Here is a 22981-nt window from a genome sequence, read left to right on the forward strand (position 1 = left end):
CCGCGCCCCTCCCTGCGATGCTGACACAGAGCGACCGGGAGGCAAGCGTTGCGTCAGGAGTGTTGCGTGCCGGAATTTTCTGATGGAGCGGATGAGGCCAAGCGGGACCTGCGGATCACCCTGCTCGCCCACCGCCGGTCGCTGCCCGCGCCGCGCCGGGCGGAGGCCGCGGCGTCCGTCCAGGCCGAGCTGGCCGCCCTGGTACGCCGGCTGCGCCCCGCCCGGATGACCGCGTACGTGCCGGTCGGCTCCGAGCCGGGCGGCAGCGACCTGCCCGCGGTGCTGCGGGCGGCGCTGCCGGCGGCGGCGGAGCTGCTGCTGCCGGTGCTCCTCGACGACCTCGACCTGGACTGGGCGGCCTACACCGGCCCGGAGTCGCTGCGGGCCGCCGGCCGAGGGCTGCGCGAGCCGACCGGCCCGCCGCTGGGGAGCGCGGCGGTGGCCGGGGCCGACCTCGTGGTGGTGCCGGCGCTGGCGGTGGACCGCCAGGGCTTCCGGCTGGGCCGGGGCGGCGGCTCGTACGACCGCGCGCTGGCCCGGGTGCCCGCCACGGTCCCCACGGTGGCGCTGCTGCACGACGGGGAGCTGGTCGAGGCGGTACCGGCCCAGCCGCACGACCGGCCGGTGCGCTTCGTGATCACGCCGGACGGCGGGCTGGTGGCGGTGCCGGATGTGGCCCGGGGCGCTTCCGCTGGACGAACCCGGGTTCCATGACGCACCATTGGCACTCGAATCCGTCGAGTGCCAACCGGCCGTGCCAAGATCCGGAGGAGAACGTGCCCACGTACCAGTACGCCTGCACCGCGTGCGGCCACCAGCTCGAGGCGGTGCAGTCCTTCTCTGACGCGCCGCTGACCGAGTGCCCGGCGTGCGAGGGGCGGCTGCGCAAGCTCTTCAACTCGGTCGGCATCGTGTTCAAGGGCTCCGGCTTCTACCGCACGGACTCCCGTTCGTCCGGTTCCGACAGCGCCACGAGCACCGCGAGCAAGCCGGCGAAGTCGGAGTCGTCGTCCGGCGGCTCGTCCGGCGGCTCCGCGACCGGGTCGAGCAACGGCTCGTCCGCCGCGTCGTCCAGCTCGACCTCCGGCTCGTCGGCCGGCAAGGCGCCGGCGGCCAGCAGCTCCTCCTGACCTCGTCAGCCTCCCCGGAAAGTGGTCATCCCGCGCGGATGGCCACTTTTCGCGTTTTCCGGCTGTTTCCCTGTCGGCCCGGGCGCTTGTCCACAGGCCGGCCGGTTTTCCACAGGCCGGCGGGTTTTTCCACAGGTGAGCCGGCTGGGGCGGCGGCCACCGTCGGCTGCCGCCTAGCCTGCCCGCGTACCGGTCGGATCGGTGGCGGGAGGGCGACGTGGCGGGTGGGGAGGCATCGCTGCGGCCGGTGCGCTGGCGCGGGCTGCCCCAGGGCCGGACGCTGCTCCGGGTGGCGCTGGTCGCCGTGCTGCTCGGGCTGGCCGCGGCCGTCCTGAAGACCCCGGCCGGCTGTCCGCCGGGTGCGGTCCCGGCCGTGGCTCCGACCCCGACCGGTGGCACCGGGGCTGTCGGCGCCCCGGCCGGCGGAGGCGTCCCGCCGGGTGGTGGCGTCCCGGCGGGTGGTGGCGTCCCGGCGGGTGGTGATCGTCGTGCGGCTGCGCTTCCGCTGCCGGCCGGGGCGGTCGGCGTGCCGATCCGGCTGGCCGAGCCGGCCGCGCTCGCGGTGCTCCGGCCGGGTGCCCGGGTCGACCTGCTGGTCGTGCCGGGCGGTGGGGCGGCGGGCGCGGCCACCCTGCTCGCCCAGCGGGCGCTGGTGCTGGACGTGGTGGGGGCCGCCGGGGCGGTCGACGGCTCCTCGGCGCTCTACCTGGCGCTCCGCCCCGAGCAGGCCCAGCGCGCGGTCGGCCTGCCCGAGGGCAGCCGCTTCGCCGTGGTGGTCCGCGAATGACCCGGCTCGCGCCGGAGGCGCGTCAGTCCCAGTGCGGGGGGCGCTCGGCGAGCAGCCAGTCCTCGTTGCCGGACGACCGCTCACCCCAGCCGCGGTCGGTGTCGTCGGTGGTCTGCTCGGGCAGCACCACGAAGTCTTCGCTGAGGTCGACCACGCGGTCGTCGTCGCCGCGCGGGACACGGATGCCGGGATCGCTCACGAGCGGCAAGGATACCGCCGGCAGGGGAACAGTTCGACCGTCGTGGCGTGAACGCCGGGCAAGGTGAGCCGCAAGGGTGCGGAAGACCGGGGTGAGCGCGGTGGCCCTGCCCCGCCGCGTCGGGCGGCCGACCGGCCGGGGCGTTGGTAGCGTCGGACGACGTGACGACGCCGAGCGGTGGCAGCCCCGAGGACAAGACCTGGCGACGCCCGGACCAGCCGGCCGGCGAGGCCCCGGCGCCCGACATCCACCAGCCCGGCACGCGCGGTTCGGGGCCGGCCGCGCGCAGCGACCAGCCCGCCGGCTCGGCCTCCGGCGCAGGCGAGACCGCCGGCTCGATCTCCGAAGCGGCCAGGAACGCCGGCTCAACCTCCGACGCAGCCGCGACCACCAGCTCGACCTCGGATGCAGCCGAGACCGCCGGCTCGGCCTCCGGCGAACCCGAGCCCGGCGGCGTGGCCGAGACCGCCGGCGTGGCCGAGCCCGGCGGCGAATCCGAGCGTGCCAGCTCGACCGCCGGTGGGGCGGAGCCCGGCTTGGCCTCCGGTGCTGCCGGCACCGGTCCAAACCCGGAGGCCAGCCCCTGGTCGCGCGAGGGCCACACCGACAGCCCCTGGGCGAGGCCCCGCCAGGGTGCCGCCTCAGCCGGCGAATGGTCCGGCCCGGCCCCGTCGACCGGCGGCTGGCCCGGTCAGGCCGCCCCGGCAGGCGCGTGGTCCCAGCAGGCAGCCCCGGTCGGTGGGTGGCCGCAGCAGGCCGCCCCGGCGGGTGGCTGGGGCCCCGGCGGCGCGCCGGCTGGATACACCGGGCCGCCGCCGACCATCCCGCCGCCGCCGGGCTGGCGGCCGCCGGTGCACGTGCGGCCCACGCCGCCCCGTCAACTCCCGCCGCAGGACATGGCCGCCATGGACCAGGCCGAGGGGCGCGCCCAGCGGCTCACCTACGGCATCGGCGCCGTCGTCGGCGTCGTGCTGGTGCTGCTCACCTGCCTGCTCTGCTCGCGCCTGCTCTTCTGAACCGGCCGGCGCGGCCGATCCGAGCGCGCCGGCCGACCCGGGTCAGACGATGCCGCTCCAGACCATCTTGGCTCCGCTGTCACCGGTCAGGTAGACGTACACGAGCGCGAAGACAGCCAGCACGAGCACCACTCCGGTGAGCACCAGGGGCAGCCAGCGGGGGAGGTCGCGGGTCCGGGGCAGGCCGCTGGTCACCAGCAGCAGCAGGAGCGCCGCGACGGCCAGCCCGACGGTGAACCAGAGCAGGTTCTCGCCGTACTCGGAGTGTTCGTGGATCTTCTGGAGGCCCTCGGGCGGGTAGCCCCGCTTGCGGAGCACCTCCTCCAGCTCCTCGCCGGACTCCGTCGCCACCCAGGCGACGATCGGGGTGAGCACGGCGAGGACCGCCACCGCCCAGCCCATCCGGGGCCGCCAGCGGGGCAGCACCCCGTACGCGATGGAGAGCAACGCCAGCAGCGGCACCAGCACCACGGCGGCGTGTACGACCAGGACGTGGCCCGGTAGGCCGTTGACTTCCCTGAACACCGACACCTCCGGCGAGTGGACGGGATCGCGCGGTAAGCGTACGACGGGATGATCCGCCGTCGCGCTTGCGTACATCGACCCACGCACGTGTCCCCGGTGCGGTTCACCTGTGGCCCGGGCCACCCGCGGTCACGCTCGCTTGTCGGCCCGGAGGCACCGTGCTGTCATGGACGCATGTCCACTGGTGAGGAGCTGCTCCGGTCGAAGGGCCTGCGGGTCACCCGACCGCGCCTCGCCGTGCTGGACGTGCTCGCCGCCGGTGGTCACCTGGAGGTCGACGAGATCACCCGCCGGGTCCGCGAGCGCCTCGACTCGGTCTCCACCCAGGCCGTCTACGACGTGCTCGGCGCGCTCTCCCGGGCCGGGCTGTCCCGCCGGATCGAGCCGGCCGGCAGCCCCGCCCGGTACGAGGCCCGCGTCGGGGACAACCACCACCACGTGGTGTGCCGGGGCTGCGGCGAGATCGCCGACGTGGACTGCGCCACCGGCGACGCCCCCTGCCTCGACCCGAACGTCTCGCACGGCTTCGAGGTGGACGAGGCGGAAGTGACCTTCTGGGGCCTCTGCCCGGCCTGCCAGGCCCGCCGCTCCGCCGACGACTGACGGCCGCCGGCCGGGAGACGGCCTGGTCCGCCCGGCGCGTGGCACTCTTGGGCGGTGGATTCCGATGACCTCGGCCTGTTCGGTCCGGGATCGGTCACGTGGAAGGTGCACGAGGAGCCGATCCTGATCGTCGCCGGCCTGCGTTCGCTCTACCTCCAGGCGCTGCACCCCCGTGCGATGGCCGGGGTGGCGCAGAACAGCAACTACAAGACGGACGCCTGGGGCCGGCTGATCCGCACGGCCACCTACGTGGCGACGACGATCTACGGCACCACGGCCGAGGCAAAGGCGGCCGGCCGGCGGCTGCGTACGCTGCACGCCCGGATGCGGGCCACCGACCCGTTCACCGGCGAGCAGTTCCGGATCGACGACCCCGACCTGCTGCGCTGGGTGCACGTCACCGAGGTCGAGTCGTTCGTGAGCACCGCACGGCGGGCCGGGCTCGCGCTGACCGACGACGAGGTGGACGGCTACTACACCGAGCAGCGCCGGGCGGCGGCCCTGGTCGGGCTGGACCCGGACGAGGTGCCGGGCACCGCCGCCGAGGTGGCCGACTACTACCACCGGATCCGCCCCGAGCTGCGGATGACCAAGGAGGCGGCCGAGACCGCGCTCTTCCTCACCGCCCCGCCGATCCCGTGGAAGCTCAGCCTGCCGGTGAAGCTCGGCCTGCACCTCGGCCCGCCGCGCTGGGCGTACCTGGGGATCGCCGGCACCGCGCTGGCGCTGCTGCCGGCGTGGGCCCACCGGCTGTACGGCGGCCTCGGCCTGCCCACCACCGCGCTCTCGGCGGACCTGAGCGTCCGCGCGTTGCGCCTGGCCCTGGCGGCGGTGCCGCGCCGCTACCGGGAGGGCCCGTTGCAGCAGGCCGCCAAGGAGCGCGCCGCCCGCCACGCCGCCGCCTGACCCCCGCCCGGGCCGTGCGGGGTGCTCACTCCGGCTCGGCGGGGCGCTCCACGGCCGCCCACGGGTCCTTGCCGGGGGCCTGCGCGCCGGCCGGGCAGGTGCGCCGGTAGTCGCACCAGCCGCAGCGCGGCCCCGGCTCGGTGGGGAACGCCTCGTCGGGGTCGGCGCCGCCGGCCACGGCCCGCTCGGCGGCCATGATGTCCCGGGCGGTGTCCTCTGCGCGGGTGAGCTGCCGCTGCAACGACTCCGGGCTGTGCTCGTGCGCGGCGACCGTGCCGGTGGGCAGGTGGTGCAGCTCGACCCGGCGGCACGGGCGGCGGAACACCCGCTCGGCCGCGTACGCGTAGAGCGCGAGGGCCTGCGAGCCCCGCGCGTCGTCGCTGTCCAGCCCGGTGCGGCCGGTCTTGTAGTCGACGATGACCAGCTCGGGACGGCCGTCGGGGCCGGGGCGCGAGTCGATGCGGTCGGTGCGGCCGTTGAAGGCGAGCACCGCGGTCTTCACCGCGACCACCCGCTCCACCCCGACCGGCTCGTCGGCCGGGTCGAGCCCCGCCACGTAGGACTCCAGCCAGGACAGCGCCCGCCGGAAGGCGTCCCGCTCCTGCTCGTCGTCGCGGTAGCCCTCGCGGACCCACGTGCCCTTGAGCAGGGTGCCCAGCACCTCGGGGCGGCGGCGGTCGGGGGCCAGCGCGTACCAGTTCTTGAGGGCGGTGTGGACGCTGGCGCCGAGCGAGTTGTGCGCCCACGGCGGACCCTTGGGCGGCGCGGGGCGGTCCACGTACGAGTAGCGGTAGCGGCGGGGGCAGTCGACGTAGGCGCCGAGTTTGCTGGGGGTGCAGACAAAGAGCCGTTCCGGCATGCCCTCGAAGCCGAGCTGCTCGGACTGCTCGGCGCGGGGCCGGGGTGGTCGGCCGCCGGTGGGTCGCCCGGTCGGGGAGGGTCGTCGCACGCCTGAGATCCTGCCACCCGAGTACGACAGCGCCGCGACGGCTCAGCTCATGGTGAGGTACTGCGTGACGAACGCGGCGATGGCGTCGGCGATGAGCTGCACGGCGATGGCGGCCAGCAGCAGGCCGGCGATCCGGGTCAGCACCTCGATCCCGCCCGGCCGGAGGACCTTGACGATGCCGCCGGAGAAGCGCAGCACCACCCAGACCGCGACCATGACCGCGACGATCGCGGCGGCGATGGCGAGGTAGTCGGTGAAGCCACCGGCCTGCTGCACGAAGAGCATGGTGGCGACGATGGCACCGGGGCCGGCCAGCAGCGGGGTGCCCAGCGGCACCAGCGCGATGTTGGAGGTGGCCTGCTGGTTCGGGTCGTCGGACTTGCCGGTCAGCAGCTCCAGGGCGACGAGGATCAGCAGCAGCCCGCCGGCGGCCTGCAACGCGGGCAGGTCGACGTGCAGGTAGGCCAGGATCGTCTGGCCGGCCACGGCGAACACCACGATCACCCCGAGCGCCAGCGCGACGGCCTGCCAGGCGGCCCGGTTCCGGTCGCGGGCGGCCAGCGGGCCGGTGAGCGCGAGGAAGATGGGCATCATGCCGGGCGGGTCGACGATCACCAGCAGGGTCACGAAGACCTCGCCGAAGAGCTTGAGATCCACCCGGACACGGTAGCCGCGCGGCCGGAACGCTTCAGCCTGAAGCGACCGGGGTCACCCCCCGGGCCAGCTCGACGATCCGCTCGTACGCCTCGATCCCCGTGGTGTACGCGCCGAGCCGGACGGTCTTGTGCGTGCCGTGGAAGTCCGATGATCCGGTGACCAGCAGCCCCAGCTCGGCGGCGAGCGCGCGGACGTGCTCCCGCTCGGCCGGGCTGTGGTCCTCGTGGTCGGCCTCCAGGCCGGCCAGCCCGGCTTCCGCCAGCTCCACGATGAGCTCGTCGGGCACGATCCGGCCGCGCCGGCTGGCCCGGGGGTGGGCGAAGACCGGCACCCCGCCGGCCGACCGGACCAGTGCCACCGCCCGGAACACGTCGATGTCCTCCTTGGGCAGCCGGTACCGCTCCCCCAGCCAGCGCGGCCCGAACGCCTCGGTGGTGGTGGCGACCAGCCCGGCCCGGATGAGCGCCTGGGCGATGTGCGGCCGGCCGACGGTCCCGCCGGCCGCGCCGGCGAGGATTTCGGACCAGCTCACCTGGATGCCGTCGGCCTGGAGCAGCCGCACGATGCGCTCGCCGCGCTCCTCCCGGGCGCGCCGGACCCGGGCCAGCTCGGCGGCCAGCTCCGGCTCGGTCGGGTCGAAGAGGTACGCGAGCAGGTGCAGCGGGATCGCCGGCTCGACGCCGAACCAGCGGCAGGAGAGTTCGGCGCCGCGGACCAGGGTGAGCCCGGGCGGCAGGGCCTCGACCGCCGGCTCCCAGCCGGCCGTGGTGTCGTGGTCGGTGAGCGCCACGACGTCGAGACCGGCCTCGGCGGCGGCCCGGACCAGCTCGGCGGGCCCGAGGGTGCCGTCGCTGGCGGTGGAGTGGGTGTGCAGGTCGATCCGGGCGGCGGCGCTCACCCCGCCGACGCTACCGCCCCGCCCGGTCAGGAGCGGGTGTCGCCCACCACCACGGGCCGCTCGCCCGGGGCCACCCCGTCGAGCACCGAGGCGGTGGGGGCCTCGCCGGCCAGCACCCGGTCGGGCCGGACCCGGACCAGGCCGCCGGTGGCGTCGACGTGCAGGGCGGCCCCGCCGCGGGTCCAGGCCACCACCCCGGCGACCGCCGGGCCGGCCGGGTGGTTCGCGGCGGCGGACCCGAGGTTGGCCAGGTCGACCAGCAGGGCGCTCCGGCGGGCGGCGTTGAGCAGCAGCCACCGCCCGTCGGCGGAGACCCCGCCGAGGCCGTCGGTGGCCAGCCCTGACCCGCAGCCGGTGCGGACCGGAGTGAGACCGCGGGCCGGGTCGAGCAGGGCCACGCAGGGCTGCCGGGGCGTGCCGACGGAGACCAGGCCGACCACCCGGCCGTCGGGCAGCGCGCCGTAGACGGCGAGCACGTCCGGGTTCGCCGCGCCCGGCACCCCGCCTTCCGCCCGCCGCCAGACGCTGACCCCGCCCCGGTCGGGCTGCCGGACCAGGACGGCGTCGCCGGCGAAGCCGACCGGCGTCGCCCCCGCCGGAACCGGCGCCCGGCTGCCGGCCAGGAGTTGGCCGCCGACCACGGCGGCGGCCTGCAGGTAGGGACCGTCGCGCCAGGCGACCTGCCGCCCGTCGGGGGAGACCACCACGGCGTCCGCACCGGCGAGCAGCACCTGCGGCGCGCTGCCGTTGGGCGGCACCCACCAGAGGGTACGGCCGGCCGGGGTGACCGCCGAGGTGACCAGCCAGCCGCCGTAGTCGGGGACCCGCTGCGCCCGGTCGACGCCGCTCACCCCGGTCAGTTCCCGGCGCTCGCCCCCGCTGGTGTCGAGCCACGAGCCGACGATCAGGTCCAGCTCGGCGCGGACCGGGCCCTTCCCGGGCGCCGGGTTGGAGGCGGTGGGCAGCGGTGAGGCCGAGAAGCCGCTCGGATCACCGAGGACCACCGTCGGCGTGCCGCCCTGCCCGCCAGGGCCGCCGAGCTGGGCCATGCCGGTGGTGACCAGCACGGTCGCCACCCCGGCCAGGGCGAGCCCGGTCAGGGTGCGACGCCGTCCGGTGCGCCGGGCACGCCGGAGCACCGCGCCGGCCGGGTCGGCGGCGAGCGGCCGGGGCGCGGCGACGCGGCCGGCCAGCGTCTGCCGCAGCGCCCGCTCCAGCTCGTCCTCGGTCACGGGGAATGGACGCTCCGGGCCGCCCGTCCGGTTGTCGTAGGAGTTCGGCGTGCGCGTCATCGGGACTCCACCGGCACGGACGCGACGGTTCGTGCCGGGGTCACGTCGCCGGGACGCACGGCCGGCCGGACCACCGGCGGCGCCGGGGCGGGCGGCGGCGCGGCGGGCTGCCGGAGCACCCGCGGCGGGGTACGCGGCGCGGGCGGCGCGGCCTTCTCCTCCGGCTCGACCGGCAGGCCGAGGGCGGCCTCGGAGCCGAGCCGGCGGCGCAGCGTGTTCAGCGCCCGGGAGGTCTGGCTCTTCACGGTGCCCGGGGAGATCTCCAGCAGCGCGGCGGTCTGCGCCTCGGACATGTCCTCGTAGAAGCGGAGCACCAGCACGGCCCGCTGCCGGGCCGGGAGCGCCTGGAGGTGCCGCCACAGGGCGTCCCGGTCGAGCTGCTGCTCGATCTCGTCGACCCCGGCCCGCTCGGGCAGCACCTCGGTCGGGCGTTCCCCGTGCCACCGCCGGCGCCACCAGCTGGTCGAGGTGTTGACCAGGACCCGGCGTGCGTACGGCTCGAGGGCGTCGATCCCGCCGAGCCGCTTCCAGGCCAGGTAGGTCTTGGTCAGCGCGGTCTGGAGCAGGTCCTCGGCCGTGGCCCAGTCACCGGCCAGCAGGTACGCGGTGCGCAGCAGGGCACCGGAGCGGGCCGCGACGAACTCGCGGAACTCCTCCTCCAGCGGGTCCCTGTTCGCCACGCTCACCTCCGCACCCGGTCCTGCCTGGCAGGCTCCCACGCCGGACGGGGCCGGGTCGACGGCAAATGGTGCGCAGTTCCTCCGATGTTCGGACGAAAAGTTTCAGGCGCCGTCGTCGGCCTTCGCCTCGTCGGCCTCCTTGCCCAACCGCGCCTCGACGGCCTGCGGCTCGTACATCTCTTCCACGACGCGCAGGTAGAGCTCGTTCGGGTTGGGCAGGTTCTTGATCTCGCGGAGCGCCTGCTCCTGGCCGGCGGACTCCAGCACGAAGGTGCCGTAGTTGAGCGCGCGGCCGGTCGGGGTCTGCTCGTACTTCATGTCGGTGACCCGGACCAGCGGCATCATGGCGACCCGGCGGGTGATGATCCCGTTGACCACCATGACCCGCTTGTTGGTGAGGATGAAGCGGTCGTACCACCAGTCGGCGACCCGCCAGGCGACCCAGCCCATCACGGCGAACCAGAGCAGCACCGCGACGGTGGTCAGCGCCCCGACGTCGCGCCCGGCCAGGAAGCCGGAGAGGTAGCCGAGCACGAAGGTCGCCGCGATGCCGATGACGATCGGGGTGGAGAGGTGGATCCAGTGCCGCTTCCACTCGCCGCGGTAACGCTCCGTGGGGAAGAGGTAACGTGCGACCAGCGAGCTGGGCTCGTCCTCCAGCGGCAGCACCCGGCGGGGGGCCATGCCGGAGGCGTCGGCGCGCAGGCCGGCCAGCTCGTCCTCGGAGATCTGCGGGTTCTGGTAGCCGGCCTCCGGGTCGCGGATCCAGGCGCGGCCGGACCGCCCCTCCCCGGCGAACCCCGGCCCGTCACCGAAGGCGGCGTCGTCCGAAAGGGAGGGACCGCCGCCGTAGCCGGATCCGGAGCCGTAGCCCGGGCCGTCGTCGGGGTCGATCCGGGGGATCGGCTCGGTGTCGCGCTCCCGGCGCTCCCGGTCGGGGTCGTCGGGGTCGAAGGGTGGACCGGAGGGGCTTCCCATCGGCGGCTAGGCGACCAGGTTGGTGAAGAAGTCGCCGAAGCCCTGCGCGATGTCCATGATGCCGCCACCGAGAGACTTGAACACGTCGGCGGCGGAGTTCGGCCGGTAGGCGACGAAGAAGATCAAGAATGCGATGCCGGCCCAGGTGAGGACCTTCTTGACCATAGCGGGCCATCCTCTCGCGCGGAGCCGGGTCCGTTTACCGCAGCGGCACCCAGAGTATCAGTATGGTGTCGTAGAGTGAATATCTGCGTCTGTACTCCGACTCGCCCGTGCCGGCCGGTCAGGCCCGCCCGTGCAGGTACGGAGATGGTGCGCCGTACACGAGTTCGGGCGGTGTCCACTCGGTGAGGTCGTGCAGCACGACTTCTTCCGCGAGGAGGTGACCCGCACTCGCCGGCCAGGCTATCGCATGGAGCCACATTCCCCGAGCCTCGCCGGCGTACGCGCTTCGATCCGTCGGCGAATTCACGAGCCACAGTGGAGTGGGATGGCCCCCCACCCGGATCTTGGCGTGCGGCACCCGCTCGGGATGACCAGGGCCGGGATCGGTGAGCGCCTCCGCCACCTCGGGCCCCGGATCGGGCCCGGGCAGGCCGGCGAGGCGGGAGCCGAGCCCGACACCCGGCTCCTCGGCGACGAAGAGCAGGTCGGCCGGTCCACCGTCGAGCGGGGCCGGACCGGCGCAGGCCACCGCGGTGGCGCGCACCCCGGAACGGTCGTCCCCCACCCAGGCCACCCCGGTCAGCGTCCACCCGGTGGGCAGCGGCCACGGGCACCAGAGCGGCACCCCGGGCCGCCCGGCCGGATCGGCGTCGGCGGCCACCCGCTCCACGACACTCGCCATGATCTCGGCACCGATGTGCTCCGGCACGTGCAGGGGCGGCACCGGACCGCAGCGCAGGCACCGGTACTCACCGTGCATCAGGTCCGGCTCCCGGACCGGCCCCGCACACCTGGGACAGCTCACCGCGACACTCACCACCTCACCGTCACCCCGGACCGGCGGGCCGTCAAGCGGAGCGGCCGGATCGGTCACTCCGGAGGCGGTCCGGCGTACGTCCGGATCCAGGCGTGCATGGCGATCCCGCTGGCCACGCCGGCGTTGATCGAGCGGGTCGAGCCGTACTGGGCGATCGAAAAGAGCTGGTCGCAGGCGCCCCGCGCCACCTCGGAGAGCCCCGGCCCCTCCTGGCCGAAGAGCAGCACGCAGCGCCGCGGCAGGGTGCTCGTCTCCAGCGGCTTGGAGCCGGGCAGGTTGTCGATGCCGACCACCGGCAGCCGCTCCCCCGCCGCCCAGGCCACGAACTCCTCGATCGTCGGGTGGTGCCGGACGTGCTGGTAGCGGTCGGTCACCATGGCGCCCCGCCGGTTCCACCGCCGCCGCCCCACGATGTGCACCTCGGCGGCGAGGAAGGCGTTGGCGTTGCGCACCACCGTGCCGATGTTGAAGTCGTGCTGCCAGTTCTCGACGGCCACGTGGAAGTCGTGCCGGCGCCGGTCCAGGTCGGCCACCACGGCCTCGCGCCGCCAGTAGCGGTAGCGGTCCACCACGTTGCGCCGATCGCCCGCGGCGAGCAGGTCCGGGTCGTAGCGCGGGTCGTCCGGCGGGTCGCCGGGCCACGGCCCCACACCCACGTCGAGCTGGTCGTCGGTCACGGTCTCCAGAGGGTACGGCCCGGAGCGTCACGCCCGCGGGACCGGGTGTCGGGTGTCCGTCGACGCACGGGGCCACGAGCCGGCGCATCAGCACCTAGGCTCCGGCCCGAACGGGGGTGTGCGATGCGGACACGGATGCGGCGGAGCGCGACGGCGGTCCTGCTGGCGGGGCTGCTGGCGGCCGGCTGCGGTCCGGCCGCCGGGCGAGCCGGGTCGGGCGGCGCGGCGACCACGGCCGCGGGCGGGAGCACCGCCGCCGGGCCGGCGCCAGGAGCCTGGCCGAACGCCAGCGCCTCACCCGTCGAGCGGGTGCTCCGCACCGGCATCCGGATCGGCGACGACGAGCTGCTGCTCAGCCCCTCCCACAGCCACATCGTCGACACCGCCTGGTTCGACATCCGCACCGGTCGCTACCACGACCTCCCTGAGGACGAGAACTTCCGCTCGGCGCTCGGCGGCGACCGCACCCTGCCCTTCTTCGAGGTACGCGAGCGGCCCGCCCCGGACGGCCGCCTGATCACCTACGCCTTCGCCTCGACCCGGGTGGCCCGGGCGACCATCACCCAGCCGGGCTACCCGAACACCACCCTCACGCTGGCCCCGTGGGGCGGGAACGACCCGTCGACCCTGTTCTGGGCCGCCCGCCCGGGCCGGCCGCTGACCGCGGACCTGCCCACCGACCGGCGCGCCGTCTGCACCCTCTACGACGCGGCGGGGCAGGTGATCGCCCGGCTGGTTCTCGCCGAGACGCAGGGCGTGCAGAAGGGTGGCTGACCGTCCCGGCCCGGCGAGAGGCCGGTGGCGGCCGGTTCAGCGGAGGTCGAGCGCGCCGGCGAGCCGGTCGAGGAAGCGCCGGTCGGCGGGGCTCGGCGGCGCCTCGCCGGCCCGGCACACCCGGGCCGCCACCGACTCCACCCACTGCCGGTACGCCGCCGAGTCGGCGGGGTCGGCGCGCCGCCGGAGCACCCGTACCGCGGCCCGGGCGGCGGCGAGCAGGTCGACCAGGTCGGTGAGGCGCTCGTCCCGCTCGGCGGCGCCGTCGTGGCGGGCGTAGATGGCGGCGACCACGGCTCGGATCAGGTCGCTGTCGAAGGCCCGGCCGGCGGCCACCGCGTCCAGCCCGGCGAGCCCGGCGGCGACGCCGCGCGGCGGGCGGCCGGGACCGGGCGAGGCGGCGGCGACGAGGACCCGGCCCGGCAGGTCGGTCAACAGGTCCCACTCCGCCGCGGAGTAGACGGCGGTGGTCAGCGGTGCGGCACGGCGGCCGGCAGAGGGCGGCTCTCCGGCGACGGAGTGGCTCATGGGGACCTCCGGCGTCAGCATATGCCCCGGAACGGGAAAAGGGCCCCTTCCCCACGGATCGGAAAGGGGCCCTTTTCGGGCGTACGCGCGGGGTCAGCGCGGCTCGGGGAAGCTGGGCCGCTCGGGGTCGACGCCCTCGGGCAGCGCGGCGGCCGCGTACTCCTTCTTGGGGACCATGACCTTGCGGCGGAACACGCAGACCAGCGTGCCGTCCTGGTTGTAGCCCCGGGTCTCCACCGCCACCACGCCGCGGTCCGGCTTCGAGGAGGACTCCCGCTTGTCCAGCACCGTGGTCTCGCCGTAGATGGTGTCGCCGTGGAAGGTCGGGGCGACGTGCCGCAGCGACTCGATCTCCAGGTTGGCGATCGCCTTGCCGCTGACGTCCGGCACCGACATGCCGAGCAGCAGCGAGTAGATGTAGTTGCCGACCACCACGTTGCGCTTGAACTGGCTCGCCGACTCGGCGTAGTGGGCGTCCATGTGCAGCGGGTGGTGGTTCATGGTGAGCAGGCAGAAGAGGTGGTCGTCGTACTCGGTGACCGTCTTGCCCGGCCAGTGCCGGTAGACCGCGCCGACCTCGAACTCCTCGTAGTAGCGGCCGAACTGCATCCTTGTCCCCTTCGACGGGCGGCGATGGAGTTCGGCACAGCATGCCTTACCGCTTGTTAAGGCGGTGGGCGGGGCGTTGCCGGTGCGGAAAAGTCACACCCGGACCGACCCGGGGGGAGACGCAATGAGCGGCGGGGCCCTCCCCGGCACCCGCCGCCCACGCTCTGATGCGAGAGATTCTGCCGTACGGCGGTACTGTATCGACAGAGACGGACGTCACATTTATCTTTTCGTAACACTACTCAACGTGACGCAGGCTCACTCCACATGCGATCTCCGCGGGCCGGATCGCCGCTTGTCAAGCGTCAAGTTACCGATTCGTAGCTAGTACGCTGTGTGATCTCCCTGGAAGCGCTCCCATCACATCCCGTCACGCAAATGCGTCGTGCACTTGCGTTCCGCACGGGCGGGGAAACAGACTGCGCTCGATGCATCGCAGCGTCACCGTCGTGCTGCTCAGCGTTTCGTTGCGCACGTCACGGGAATGCGGAGGCATCGACCCTGGTTCCACGGGACGTAGGCAATCCGCGCTGATCGGAGAGTGCAATGGCAACGGTTGAGCTGACCACGGCCAACTTCGACGAGGTGACCGAACGCGACGGCATCGTCCTGCTCGACTTCTGGGCGGACTGGTGCGGCCCGTGCAAGCGCTTCGCCCCCGTCTACGAGCGCTCGTCCGACAAGCACCCGGACATCGTGTTCGGCAAGGTTGACACCGAGGCGCAGCAGGAGCTGGGCGCCAAGTTCAACATCAGCTCGATCCCGACGGTGATGGCGATCCGCGACGGCGTGATCGTCTACGCCCAGCCGGGCGCCCTGCCGGAGTCGGCCCTGGAGAACCTGATCGAGCAGGTCCAGCAGCTGGACATGGACGACGTCCGCAAGAAGCTGGCCGAGCACGGCCACAAGCACTGAGCCGACCGGCTCCGACACACCGGCCGGGTCCCCACCGTGGGGGCCCGTCCGGTGCTGTTCGGGCCGCCCCGGAGCGGCCCGAAAAGAGCGACACGGGCAGCGAGGAATGGACGACGGACCGACGCCTTCCGACCGTGTTCATCCCGTATCGTCACGAGCCGATGGAGACCTTGACCACCCGCGGGCGTGCCGTCCGACTGGGCGCCACGCTGCTCGGACTGGCGCTGCTCCTGCTCGGCACCGTGCATTGCACCGACGACGACTTCCCGTTCGGGCCGTTCCGGATGTACTCCACCTCCGACCCGCCGGACGCACCCGCCCCCGACACCCGGGTCGAGGGCGTCGACCGGACCGGGGCGGTGGTGCCGCTCGGCCAGGACGCCACCGGCATCCGGCGCGCCGAGATCGAGGGCCAGCAGGACCGGTACGCCGCCGACCCGAGCCTGCTGCGCCGCGTCGCCGAGGCGTACGCCGAGCGCCACCCCGCCGCCCCCGACCTGGTCGAGGTCCGCATCGTCGTCCGCTGGTACGACATCCAGGGCGGCCGCCCGACCGGCCGCTGGACCGATCGCACCGCCGTGAGCTGGGAGACCGCCCCGTGACCGGCTGGTTGACCGAGGCGGTCCCGCGCGGCCGGGTCGCCGCCTTCCGCACCCTGGTCTACCTCTTCGTCGCCGCCGACCTGGTGATCTTCACCCCCTGGGTCCGCACCCGGGTCGACGTGCCCGGCGACCTCTACCAGCCGCTGCTGATCGGCCGGCTGCTCCCGCTGCCCACCCCCACCTCGGCCCTGGTCGGCGTGATCTTCTGGGTGCTCCTGGCGGTCGCCCTGCTCGCCGCCACGGGCCGGGCGCCCCGGCTGCTCGGCTGGACGGTCTTCGCCCTCTACTTCGAGTGGATGATCGTCGCGATGAGCTACGGCAAGGTCGACCACGACCGGTTCGGGCTGCTCGTCGCGCTGGCCGTGCTGCCCACCGCCGGGCGGGCCCGGCACGGCGACCCCACCCGGAGCGAGGCGGGCGGCTGGGCGTTGCGGGTCACCCAGATCGCGGTGATCTGCACCTACTTCCTGGCCGCCTGGGCGAAGTTCCGCTTCGGCGGCCTGGACTGGGCCACCGGCTCGGTCCTGGCCCGGGCGATCATCCGGCGCGGCACCGACCTGGCCGACGTGATCGCCCAGGTGCCGCACCTGCTGATCGTCGCCCAGTTCGGCATCCTGGCCTTCGAACTGCTCAGCCCGCTGGTGTTCTTCCTGCCCGAGCGGTGGCGGCTGGCCACGGTCGGCTTCTTCTACTCGTTCCACGTGGTGACGATCGCGACGATCACCATCTCGTTCGCCCCGCACCTCGTGGCGATGACCAGCTTCCTGCCCCTGGAGAAGGTCCGCCCGGTGCGGTGGGCCCGGCACCTGCTCACCCGCCGTCGCGACCCGGCGGGCGAGGAGCCCGCCCTCGCCGGCCCCGAGCCAGTCGTCGACCCCGTCTGAGGCCGTCCGGCGGTCGGGAGCGCGGTCAGGGGGTCGGGCCGGGACGACCGGTGGGGCCGTAGAGCCGTTCCCGGGCCTCCTGCGGGAGGGCGCACGCGGCCGTGCCCCCGGGCATCCGGTGCCGGTTGCGGGCCACCCACCGGTAGGCGGGCCAGGCCGCGGCGCGCACCGGCGGGAAGCGCAGCCCGGCGCCGGCGACCCGCCAGACCGGCCCACTGTCGCCGAGCAGCTTGGCGATGGCGTCGGGACCGGCGGCGCGGGAGCCGTCGGCGCCCACCCACTGCACCGCCTCCTCGCACTCGGCCTCCGTCAGGCCCAGCGCCGCCAGGTCGGCGAACTGCCAGGGGACCACGCGGGCGCCGGTGGGGATCCGGCGCTCGATGAACTGCGCACAGCGGGTGCAGAACGCGCAGTCGCCGTCGTAGACGAAGGTCGACGTCTCCATGCCTCCATCCTGCACCCCACCCGCCCCACTCCGGTGGCCGGTGTTCGGCGGGTCACTTGCGCTTCGTTCGTACGCATGTTCGAATGAAGCACATGCGCTGGGACAACCTCTCCGCTCCCCCGGATGAGGGGACTCCCGACGGGGCAGCGCCAGCGACTCCACCCCTGCCGCTGGCGCTCCCCGGCGCCATCGCCCGCACCTTCGACACCCCCGGCTTCGCCGGCATGACCTTCTACGAGGTGCGGGCAAAGTCGATCATCAACCGGGTGCCGGGCCAGTCCCGCGTCCCGTTCGAGTGGACGGTCAACCCCTACCGGGGATGCAGCCACGCGTGTGTGTACTGCCTGGCCGGCGACACGCCGATCCTGATGGCCGACGGCCGCACCAGGCCGATCAGCGAGCTGGAGGTCGGTGACCGCATCTACGGCACCGAGCGGCGCGGCGCCTACCGGCACTACGTGGTGACCACGGTGCTCGACAAGTGGTCGACGGTGAAGCGGGCCCACCGCGTCACCCTGGAGGACGGCACCACCCTGGTGGCCAGCGGCGACCACCGGTTCCTCACCGAGCGCGGCTGGAAGCACGTGACCGGCAGCATGCGGGGTGACGGCCGCCGGCCCTACCTGACCACCCGCAACCGGCTGCTCGGCACCGGCCGGTTCGAGAGCGCGCCGAAGCGCTCCGCCGACTACCGACGGGGCTACCTCTGCGCCCTGGTGCGCGACGCCGACCACCCGGGCAGCCGCTTCCGGCTGGCCACCGCCGAGGAGGAGGCGCTGGCGCGCGCGGAACGGTTCCTCGCCGACGCCGGGATCGGCACGGAGCGGATTCCCGGCCCGCCGGTCCGCGCGGGCCGCCGGTCGACGACCGCGATCCGCACCGCCCGGCCCGGTGACGCCGAGGCGGTCGCCGAACTGATCCGCCCGGCGGACGAGCCGACGGACGACTGGTGGCTGGGCCTTCTCGCCGGCACCTTCGACGCCGCCGGCAGTTGCCGGCGGGGCGTCTTCCGGATCAGCGTCGGCGACGACGAGAGCCGGGACCGGACGGGCGCCGCCCTGGACCGGTTCGGCTTCCGTTGGGTGCTCGACGACCCGGGCAACCTCAACCGGGTACGCCAGCTCCGGCTGACCGGCGGCCTGCCGGAGCGGCTGCGCTTCTTCCACCTGACCGACCCCGCGGTCACCCGCAGACGCTCGATCGAGGGCATGGCGCTCAAGTGCCGGGCCCGGCTGCGTGTGGCCGGCATCGAGGATCTCGGGCTGGAGCTGCCGCTGTGGGACATCACCACCGGCACCGGCGACTTCATCGCCAACGGGGTGGTCAGCCACAACTGCTTCGCCCGCAACACGCACACCTACCTCGACCTCGACGCCGGGGCGGACTTCGACCGGAAGGTGATCGTCAAGGTCAACGCCGGTGAGCTGGTACGCCGGGAACTGGCCGCCCCGAAGTGGCGCGGCGCGCACATCGCCATGGGCACCAACGTGGACTGCTACCAGCGGGCCGAGGGGCGCTACCGGCTCATGCCCCAGATCATCGAGGCGCTGCGCGACTTCGCCAACCCGTTCTCGATCCTGACCAAGGGCACGCTGCTGCTGCGTGACCTGCCGCTGCTGCGCCAGGCCGCCGAGGTGACCCGGGTCGGGCTGTCCTACTCGGTGGGTTTCGTGGACGAGGCGCTCTGGCGGGCGGTCGAGCCGGGCACGCCGAGCCCGCGCCGACGGCTCGACGCGGTACGCCAGCTCACCGACGCGGGCTTCTCCGTCGGAGTCCTGATGGCGCCGATCCTGCCGGGGCTCAGCGACGACGACGAGTCGATCGACGCCACGGTTGCCGCCATCGCCGTGTCCGGGGCCACCGGCGTCACCCCACTGCCGCTGCACCTGCGTCCCGGCGCCCGCGAGTGGTACGCGCGCTGGCTGGCCCGGGAGTTCCCGCACCTGGTCCCCCGCTACCGGCAGCTCTACCAGGCCGGGGCGTACGCGCCGCAGGCGTACCAGCGGGAGGTGACCGCGCGGGTGCGGATGGCGGCCCGCCGGCACGGGCTGCACCGGGGCGAGGTCGGCGAGAATCGCCAACTACCCACCACGCCCACCCCGCCGCCGGCGGCCGAGCAGCTCTCCCTGCTCTGACCAGGCGCCCGGCCGTCCACCGTCGGCGGGGTTAGGCTCGACGAATGCGTTCCGCTCAGCAGATCCTCGCCGACTCCGCCGTGATCGCCGTCGTGGGCGCGTCCCGCGACCCGGGCAAGGCCGCGCACCGCGTACCGCTGGAGATGCAGCGGCACGGCTGGCGGATCATCCCGGTGAACCCGACGGTGGACGAGCTGTTCGGCGAGCGGGCGTACCCGTCGCTGGCCGACATCCCGCACCCGGTCGATCTGGTCGACGTGTTCCGCCCGGCCTCGGACGCCGTCGAGGTGGTCCGGCAGGCGGTGGCGATCGGCGCGCCGGCGGTGTGGTTGCAGCTCGGGATCTTCTCGGCCGAGGCGCGGCGGATCGCCGAGGAGGCGGGGATCGACTACGTCGAGGACCGCTGCCTGATCATCGAGCGGGCCGCCGGGGGCCTGACCCGCCGGAGCTGACCTCCACTCAGGGTCGGGCCACCACCATGACGTACTGGCCGTAAGGGTCGGTCGCCACCATCCGGCCGTCGGCGTCCACCGCCATGAGCCAGCGTTCTCGCGCGGGCCGGTCCAACCACCGGCTCCGGACCGGTGGTATCTCGACGAGCGGGATCTCTCTCGGCTCCCGGCAGGCCCGACCGGCGCAGACGCGCAGTACGGCGCGGTCGGGCCAGGGGCCGGAACCCACCCGGAGGTAGAGGCCGTCCGGGTGAGCCGGCTCGGCCACCACGTCCCAGACGTCACCCCGGGGCCGGTGAACGGTGGCCATGGGCTCGCGGCCGTCGCACCCGTGGCCGGCCCGGCAGCCGAGAACGTCGCCGAGGTTCAGCAGGGCGAGTTCGTCGGGTGTCGGCATGCCCGGGCGCTGTGGGCCCTCGATCGACGCGACCTCGGGCCGCGCACAGTCGAGGGTGGCGCACCAGCCCACGGAGACCGCACCGGTGGACGCGGAGCGGAGGGCGACGACCGGCCTGCCGCTCGCGTCGACCCGAACCACCAGCCTGGCGGGCCGGGAGCCGTCCCGATCGCCTAGCGAACCGTTCACCCGGCCGAGGCTGGTGACCCGGGGGGTCGCGCAGAAGACGTCCGGGCAGCGGATGAGCTTCAGCTCGACGGGGCCGGCGTCGTCGGGGGTCGGGGCGTCGGGCCGGACCTCCGTGGCGCTGGCGAGCAGGACCTCTCCGGCCGGGGACAGGGTGATGGCCGCGGCTCGAGTCCCGCGCAGCACCTCCAGCCCACCCTTGCTCCCCCGGCAGATCCGCTGGGCGTCGCACTGTTCCAGCGCGTGCTGGCCGAGGGCGTAGACGGAGCCGTCCGCGCCGAAGGCCGCTCCCCCGTACGGTTCGTACATCGTCACGGACAGGTCGGTGCGGCGGCGGGTCCGGCACGTGTCGTCGAGGCAGTCGTCGAACCACGTCTGACCGACGAGGATCGGACCTCGCCCCGCCGGCCAGCCGACCGCGATCATCCACTGTGAGTGGCCGGATGTGTTCACGGTGACCTCGGGCAGTCGGTCCGCGGCGACGACGCCACCGACCAGCCCGGCGGGCAACAGGACCGCGGCCAGCCCCAGCGGCACGGTGAGTCGGCCGAGCCGCCGGGTGAGCCGGTCGACCGCGGACACCGACTCCTCGGGAGCAGGGGCCGGCAGCAATGACGGTCCAGCCAGATGGCGGTGGGCCGTCAGGAGGGTCGCTGCCTGGAGGGCGACGACGGCGACGAGGGTCGCGTCCCGCAACAACCAGGCCAGGACACCCAGGAGAGGGTCGGTCACGTGCTCCTCGGGGCGGGTGAAGGCCCAGCCGTACAGCAGAGCCGGTGCCGCGACGCCGAACAGGAGTGCGACGCCGAGGCCCAGCACGTTTCCCCGTACGCCCACGGAGGACGCCCGGAACGCCGCCCTGCCGCGCCGGCCCTCCAGGACCGCGATCGGCAGCACGATGGCGAAGCGGACCAGGAGCGCGGCGACCGGCAGGGCGAGCAGCGCGGCGACCACCCAGACGAGTTCCACGGCGGCGGGCAGCACCATCCCGAGCAGGAAAAACGCCACGAGCAGCGTCCCCGCCCCGGCGAGCAGGGCGGCGCCGACCGTGGGAAGGGCCCGGAAAGCCCGCCGCAGCGGGCGGTCGACGGGGGCCAGGGCGGCGATCGCGGCGGTCACCGCCCAGGCCCACACGACCGGCTCCACGAGGGCGCCGACGACGCCGGCCGGCGGGACGAACATCCCGTTGACCACCCGCGCCGGGTCGACACCGGGCAGCGGGATCAGCCCGCCGAGCACCCGGAGCAGCGACCACGGTACGAGCACCAGCACGATCGTCGTGAGCGCGACGCGGCGGCGGGGAATCGGCACGGGCGTACGGTACGGCCCGGCCGCCACCTCTCGCTGTCCCGCCGCCTGCCGGTCGGACCTGGCCGAGCGGGCGCTCAGCTCGTGGGTTCCGCCGGCCCGAAGAGCAGGTCGAGCTGGGTGTCGAGGGCGGCCAGGGCGGTCTCCGGCGGGTAGTGCCCGCCGAGCAGGTAGATGCCGAGCCCTTCCATGACGGCCAGCAACCCGACCGCCGCCCGCTCCGGATCCACCGTCGTGCCGGCTCCGGAGCTGATCAGGCCGGCGATGAAGCCCAGCAGGGCGGCCGTCTCGTCGTGCAGCGCGGCGGCGACGGCCGGGCGTACGACGGTGTAGGCCAGGAACGCCAGCGCCACCCGGCCGTCGGCACGGCGCTCCTCGTCCAGCGGCAGCAGCTCGGCCAGCATGGTCCGCAGCAGTTCGCGCGGTGCCGGTGTCTCCCCGAGCGCCGCGATCGCCCGGGTCACCCGGGCCTCGTTCCGCTCCCGGATCACGGCGAGCGCGAAGGTCATCATCTCGTCGCGGGTACGGAAGTAGTGCTGCACCATCCCGGAGCTGACCCCGGCCGCGGCGGCCACGTGCCGGAGGCTGACCGCCTCCAGTCCCTGCTCGGCCGCGACCCGCATCAGCGCGTCCGCGATCAGCGCGCGACGCTCCCGGTGGTCGACCCGCTTCGGCATCCCCCCATGCTTTCACAATACGACTGCATTGACACGTCCCCGCTCCAGCGTTTACGTTGCAACTGCAATGCAAACGGAGGGTGGGCGGGGATGGGGAAGATCGACGCAGCCAGGCTGGCGCGCCGCGCGGTGGCGTACGAGTGGGGCATGTGGCGCAGCCTGGCCCGGTGGGCCCTGCGCCGGCCGTACCCGCTGGCGCCGGGCGCCGAGACGTTCGGCTACGTCGGCGTGGTGCAGCCGATCCTCGGCGTCTTCATCGCGCTGTCGGCGATCGAGATCCCGGTCCTCGACCTGATCCTCCGGCACACCGTCGGCTGGCCCACGGTGCGGCACGTCGCCATCGGGCTCGGCGTCTGGGGCGTGCTGTGGATGGTCGGGCTGCTCGCCAGCCTGCGGATCCACCCGCACGTCGTCGACGACACCGGCCTGCGGCTGCGCAACGGCGTCTCGCTCGACGTTCGAATCCCGTGGACCGCCGTCGCCCGGGTGGAGGCGCGCTACCGGTCGCTGCCGTCCAGCCGCGCCGTGCAGTACGACCCGGAGGACCCGGCGGTGCTGAACCTCGGCGTGGGCAGCCAGACCGCGGTGGACGTGGTGCTGCGGGAGCCGCTGTCGGTACCCCTACCCAAGGGCCCGAGCGCGCCCGTACGCGAGATCCGCCTCTACGCCGACGACCCAAAGTCGCTGGTGAACCAGGCCCGCCAACACCTACCGGCCCTGAACCCCACCCAGTCCCGTTGATCAAGAAGTTTGCGTCAGCGGCACGGCCGGATCGGACGCAAACTTCTTG

General features: G+C 74.2%; 29 protein-coding genes. 13 read left to right on the forward strand and 16 right to left on the reverse strand.

Going from position 1 to position 22981, the window contains the following annotated elements; translation table 11 throughout:
• The first annotated feature begins 66 nt into the window (after nucleotides 1–66).
• From IEY96_RS01790 to IEY96_RS01800, 3 genes are all read left to right on the forward strand, one after another.
• Entirely contained in the window at nucleotides 67–714 is a 648-nt protein-coding gene (locus IEY96_RS01790) for a 5-formyltetrahydrofolate cyclo-ligase (RefSeq protein ID WP_189193036.1), read from the forward strand.
• A 62-nt stretch (nucleotides 715–776) separates the two neighbouring features.
• Entirely contained in the window at nucleotides 777–1130 is a 354-nt protein-coding gene (locus IEY96_RS01795; RefSeq protein ID WP_189193037.1) for an FmdB family zinc ribbon protein, read from the forward strand.
• A gap of 217 nt (nucleotides 1131–1347) precedes the next feature.
• Complete coding sequence (locus IEY96_RS01800) at nucleotides 1348–1917, forward strand: flagellar biosynthesis protein FlgA (RefSeq protein WP_189193038.1); 570 nt, start codon at nucleotides 1348–1350, stop codon at nucleotides 1915–1917.
• A 22-nt stretch (nucleotides 1918–1939) separates the two neighbouring features.
• Here IEY96_RS01800 and IEY96_RS01805 read toward each other — a convergent pair whose 3' ends face one another.
• A complete protein-coding gene (locus IEY96_RS01805; protein ID WP_107079836.1) occupies nucleotides 1940–2125 on the reverse strand; it encodes a hypothetical protein in 186 nt (61 codons plus the stop codon).
• A 152-nt stretch (nucleotides 2126–2277) separates the two neighbouring features.
• Between IEY96_RS01805 and IEY96_RS01810 the strand changes: the two genes are divergently transcribed.
• On the forward strand, nucleotides 2278–3132 hold the full coding sequence (locus IEY96_RS01810; RefSeq protein WP_189193039.1) for a hypothetical protein: 855 nt from the start codon (nucleotides 2278–2280) through the stop codon (nucleotides 3130–3132).
• Nucleotides 3133–3174: 42 nt separating this feature from the next.
• On the opposite strand, the gene IEY96_RS01815 is transcribed toward IEY96_RS01810, so the two are convergent.
• Nucleotides 3175–3657 carry a DUF2231 domain-containing protein gene (locus IEY96_RS01815; protein ID WP_189193040.1) on the reverse strand — a complete coding sequence of 161 codons (483 nt, stop codon included), beginning with the start codon at nucleotides 3655–3657 and terminating at the stop codon, nucleotides 3175–3177.
• 174 nt (nucleotides 3658–3831) lie between these two features.
• Between IEY96_RS01815 and IEY96_RS01820 the strand changes: the two genes are divergently transcribed.
• Both IEY96_RS01820 and IEY96_RS01825 read left to right on the forward strand, forming a co-directional pair.
• Complete coding sequence (locus tag IEY96_RS01820; RefSeq protein WP_189193041.1) at nucleotides 3832–4260, forward strand: Fur family transcriptional regulator; 429 nt, start codon at nucleotides 3832–3834, stop codon at nucleotides 4258–4260.
• 54 nt (nucleotides 4261–4314) lie between these two features.
• Nucleotides 4315–5166: an oxygenase MpaB family protein gene (locus tag IEY96_RS01825; protein ID WP_189193042.1), complete on the forward strand. Its 852-nt coding sequence runs from the start codon at nucleotides 4315–4317 to the stop codon at nucleotides 5164–5166.
• 25 nt (nucleotides 5167–5191) lie between these two features.
• Here IEY96_RS01825 and IEY96_RS01830 read toward each other — a convergent pair whose 3' ends face one another.
• The 9 genes from IEY96_RS01830 to IEY96_RS01870 all read right to left on the reverse strand — a co-directional run bounded on the left by IEY96_RS01830 (nucleotide 5192) and on the right by IEY96_RS01870 (nucleotide 12279).
• Nucleotides 5192–6025: a RecB family exonuclease gene (locus tag IEY96_RS01830; RefSeq protein WP_229791387.1), complete on the reverse strand. Its 834-nt coding sequence runs from the start codon at nucleotides 6023–6025 to the stop codon at nucleotides 5192–5194.
• A gap of 132 nt (nucleotides 6026–6157) precedes the next feature.
• A complete protein-coding gene (locus tag IEY96_RS01835; RefSeq protein WP_189193044.1) occupies nucleotides 6158–6772 on the reverse strand; it encodes a MarC family protein in 615 nt (204 codons plus the stop codon).
• A gap of 31 nt (nucleotides 6773–6803) precedes the next feature.
• The gene (locus IEY96_RS01840) at nucleotides 6804–7670 is read right to left on the reverse strand and encodes a PHP domain-containing protein (protein WP_189193045.1); all 867 of its coding nucleotides are present in this window, start codon (nucleotides 7668–7670) and stop codon (nucleotides 6804–6806) included.
• A gap of 26 nt (nucleotides 7671–7696) precedes the next feature.
• Nucleotides 7697–8962 (reverse strand): TolB-like translocation protein, encoded by a 1266-nt coding sequence (locus tag IEY96_RS01845; protein WP_189193046.1) that lies wholly within the window; start codon nucleotides 8960–8962, stop codon nucleotides 7697–7699.
• A complete protein-coding gene (locus tag IEY96_RS01850) occupies nucleotides 8959–9642 on the reverse strand; it encodes a SigE family RNA polymerase sigma factor (protein ID WP_189193047.1) in 684 nt (227 codons plus the stop codon). Before IEY96_RS01850 ends, IEY96_RS01845 begins: the two co-directional genes overlap by 4 nt.
• A 102-nt stretch (nucleotides 9643–9744) precedes the next feature.
• Nucleotides 9745–10620, reverse strand: a complete 876-nt coding sequence (locus IEY96_RS01855) for a PH domain-containing protein (RefSeq protein WP_189193048.1) — start codon at nucleotides 10618–10620, stop codon at nucleotides 9745–9747.
• 6 nt (nucleotides 10621–10626) lie between these two features.
• Complete coding sequence (locus IEY96_RS01860) at nucleotides 10627–10785, reverse strand: hypothetical protein (RefSeq protein ID WP_013283898.1); 159 nt, start codon at nucleotides 10783–10785, stop codon at nucleotides 10627–10629.
• 118 nt (nucleotides 10786–10903) lie between these two features.
• Nucleotides 10904–11659: a DUF6758 family protein gene (locus IEY96_RS01865; RefSeq protein ID WP_373293495.1), complete on the reverse strand. Its 756-nt coding sequence runs from the start codon at nucleotides 11657–11659 to the stop codon at nucleotides 10904–10906.
• Entirely contained in the window at nucleotides 11656–12279 is a 624-nt protein-coding gene (locus IEY96_RS01870; RefSeq protein ID WP_189193050.1) for a TrmH family RNA methyltransferase, read from the reverse strand. Before IEY96_RS01870 ends, IEY96_RS01865 begins: the two co-directional genes overlap by 4 nt.
• 123 nt (nucleotides 12280–12402) lie before the next feature.
• Here IEY96_RS01870 and IEY96_RS01875 point away from each other — a divergent pair, with 123 nt between their 5' ends.
• Nucleotides 12403–13053: a hypothetical protein gene (locus tag IEY96_RS01875; RefSeq protein WP_189193051.1), complete on the forward strand. Its 651-nt coding sequence runs from the start codon at nucleotides 12403–12405 to the stop codon at nucleotides 13051–13053.
• Nucleotides 13054–13089: 36 nt separating this feature from the next.
• Here the strand turns inward: IEY96_RS01875 and IEY96_RS01880 are convergent, their stop codons facing one another.
• Together IEY96_RS01880 and IEY96_RS01885 are read right to left on the reverse strand one after the other, a co-directional pair.
• Nucleotides 13090–13581: a hypothetical protein gene (locus IEY96_RS01880; protein WP_189193052.1), complete on the reverse strand. Its 492-nt coding sequence runs from the start codon at nucleotides 13579–13581 to the stop codon at nucleotides 13090–13092.
• Between the two features lie 93 nt (nucleotides 13582–13674).
• Entirely contained in the window at nucleotides 13675–14190 is a 516-nt protein-coding gene (locus IEY96_RS01885; protein ID WP_091314480.1) for a MaoC family dehydratase, read from the reverse strand.
• 546 nt (nucleotides 14191–14736) lie between these two features.
• On the opposite strand from IEY96_RS01885, the gene trxA reads away from it, so the two are divergent.
• The 3 genes from trxA (at nucleotide 14737) to IEY96_RS01900 (ending at nucleotide 16591) form a co-directional block, all read left to right on the forward strand.
• Entirely contained in the window at nucleotides 14737–15105 is a 369-nt protein-coding gene (trxA, locus tag IEY96_RS01890; protein WP_091314483.1) for a thioredoxin, read from the forward strand.
• A 161-nt stretch (nucleotides 15106–15266) separates the two neighbouring features.
• Nucleotides 15267–15707, forward strand: a complete 441-nt coding sequence (locus IEY96_RS01895; protein WP_189193053.1) for a hypothetical protein — start codon at nucleotides 15267–15269, stop codon at nucleotides 15705–15707.
• The gene (locus IEY96_RS01900; protein ID WP_189193054.1) at nucleotides 15704–16591 is read left to right on the forward strand and encodes an HTTM domain-containing protein; all 888 of its coding nucleotides are present in this window, start codon (nucleotides 15704–15706) and stop codon (nucleotides 16589–16591) included. The genes IEY96_RS01895 and IEY96_RS01900 overlap by 4 nt, the downstream gene beginning before the upstream one ends.
• Nucleotides 16592–16616: 25 nt before the next feature.
• Here the strand turns inward: IEY96_RS01900 and IEY96_RS01905 are convergent, their stop codons facing one another.
• Complete coding sequence (locus tag IEY96_RS01905) at nucleotides 16617–17036, reverse strand: thiol-disulfide oxidoreductase DCC family protein (protein WP_189193055.1); 420 nt, start codon at nucleotides 17034–17036, stop codon at nucleotides 16617–16619.
• Nucleotides 17037–17128: 92 nt separating this feature from the next.
• Between IEY96_RS01905 and IEY96_RS01910 the strand changes: the two genes are divergently transcribed.
• Nucleotides 17129–19171 (forward strand): intein-containing Rv2578c family radical SAM protein, encoded by a 2043-nt coding sequence (locus IEY96_RS01910; RefSeq protein ID WP_189193579.1) that lies wholly within the window; start codon nucleotides 17129–17131, stop codon nucleotides 19169–19171.
• Nucleotides 19172–19215: 44 nt separating this feature from the next.
• The gene (locus IEY96_RS01915; RefSeq protein ID WP_189193056.1) at nucleotides 19216–19623 is read left to right on the forward strand and encodes a CoA-binding protein; all 408 of its coding nucleotides are present in this window, start codon (nucleotides 19216–19218) and stop codon (nucleotides 19621–19623) included.
• Nucleotides 19624–19630: 7 nt separating this feature from the next.
• On the opposite strand, the gene IEY96_RS01920 is transcribed toward IEY96_RS01915, so the two are convergent.
• A complete protein-coding gene (locus IEY96_RS01920) occupies nucleotides 19631–21517 on the reverse strand; it encodes a hypothetical protein (RefSeq protein ID WP_189193057.1) in 1887 nt (628 codons plus the stop codon).
• A 74-nt stretch (nucleotides 21518–21591) separates the two neighbouring features.
• Nucleotides 21592–22191 carry a TetR/AcrR family transcriptional regulator gene (locus IEY96_RS01925; protein WP_189193058.1) on the reverse strand — a complete coding sequence of 200 codons (600 nt, stop codon included), beginning with the start codon at nucleotides 22189–22191 and terminating at the stop codon, nucleotides 21592–21594.
• A gap of 90 nt (nucleotides 22192–22281) precedes the next feature.
• On the opposite strand from IEY96_RS01925, the gene IEY96_RS01930 reads away from it, so the two are divergent.
• Entirely contained in the window at nucleotides 22282–22932 is a 651-nt protein-coding gene (locus tag IEY96_RS01930) for a hypothetical protein (protein WP_189193059.1), read from the forward strand.
• Nucleotides 22933–22981: the final 49 nt, after the last annotated feature.

The sequence above is a fragment of the Micromonospora fulviviridis genome, from assembly GCF_014648395.1.
Classification (GTDB): domain Bacteria; phylum Actinomycetota; class Actinomycetes; order Mycobacteriales; family Micromonosporaceae; genus Micromonospora; species Micromonospora fulviviridis.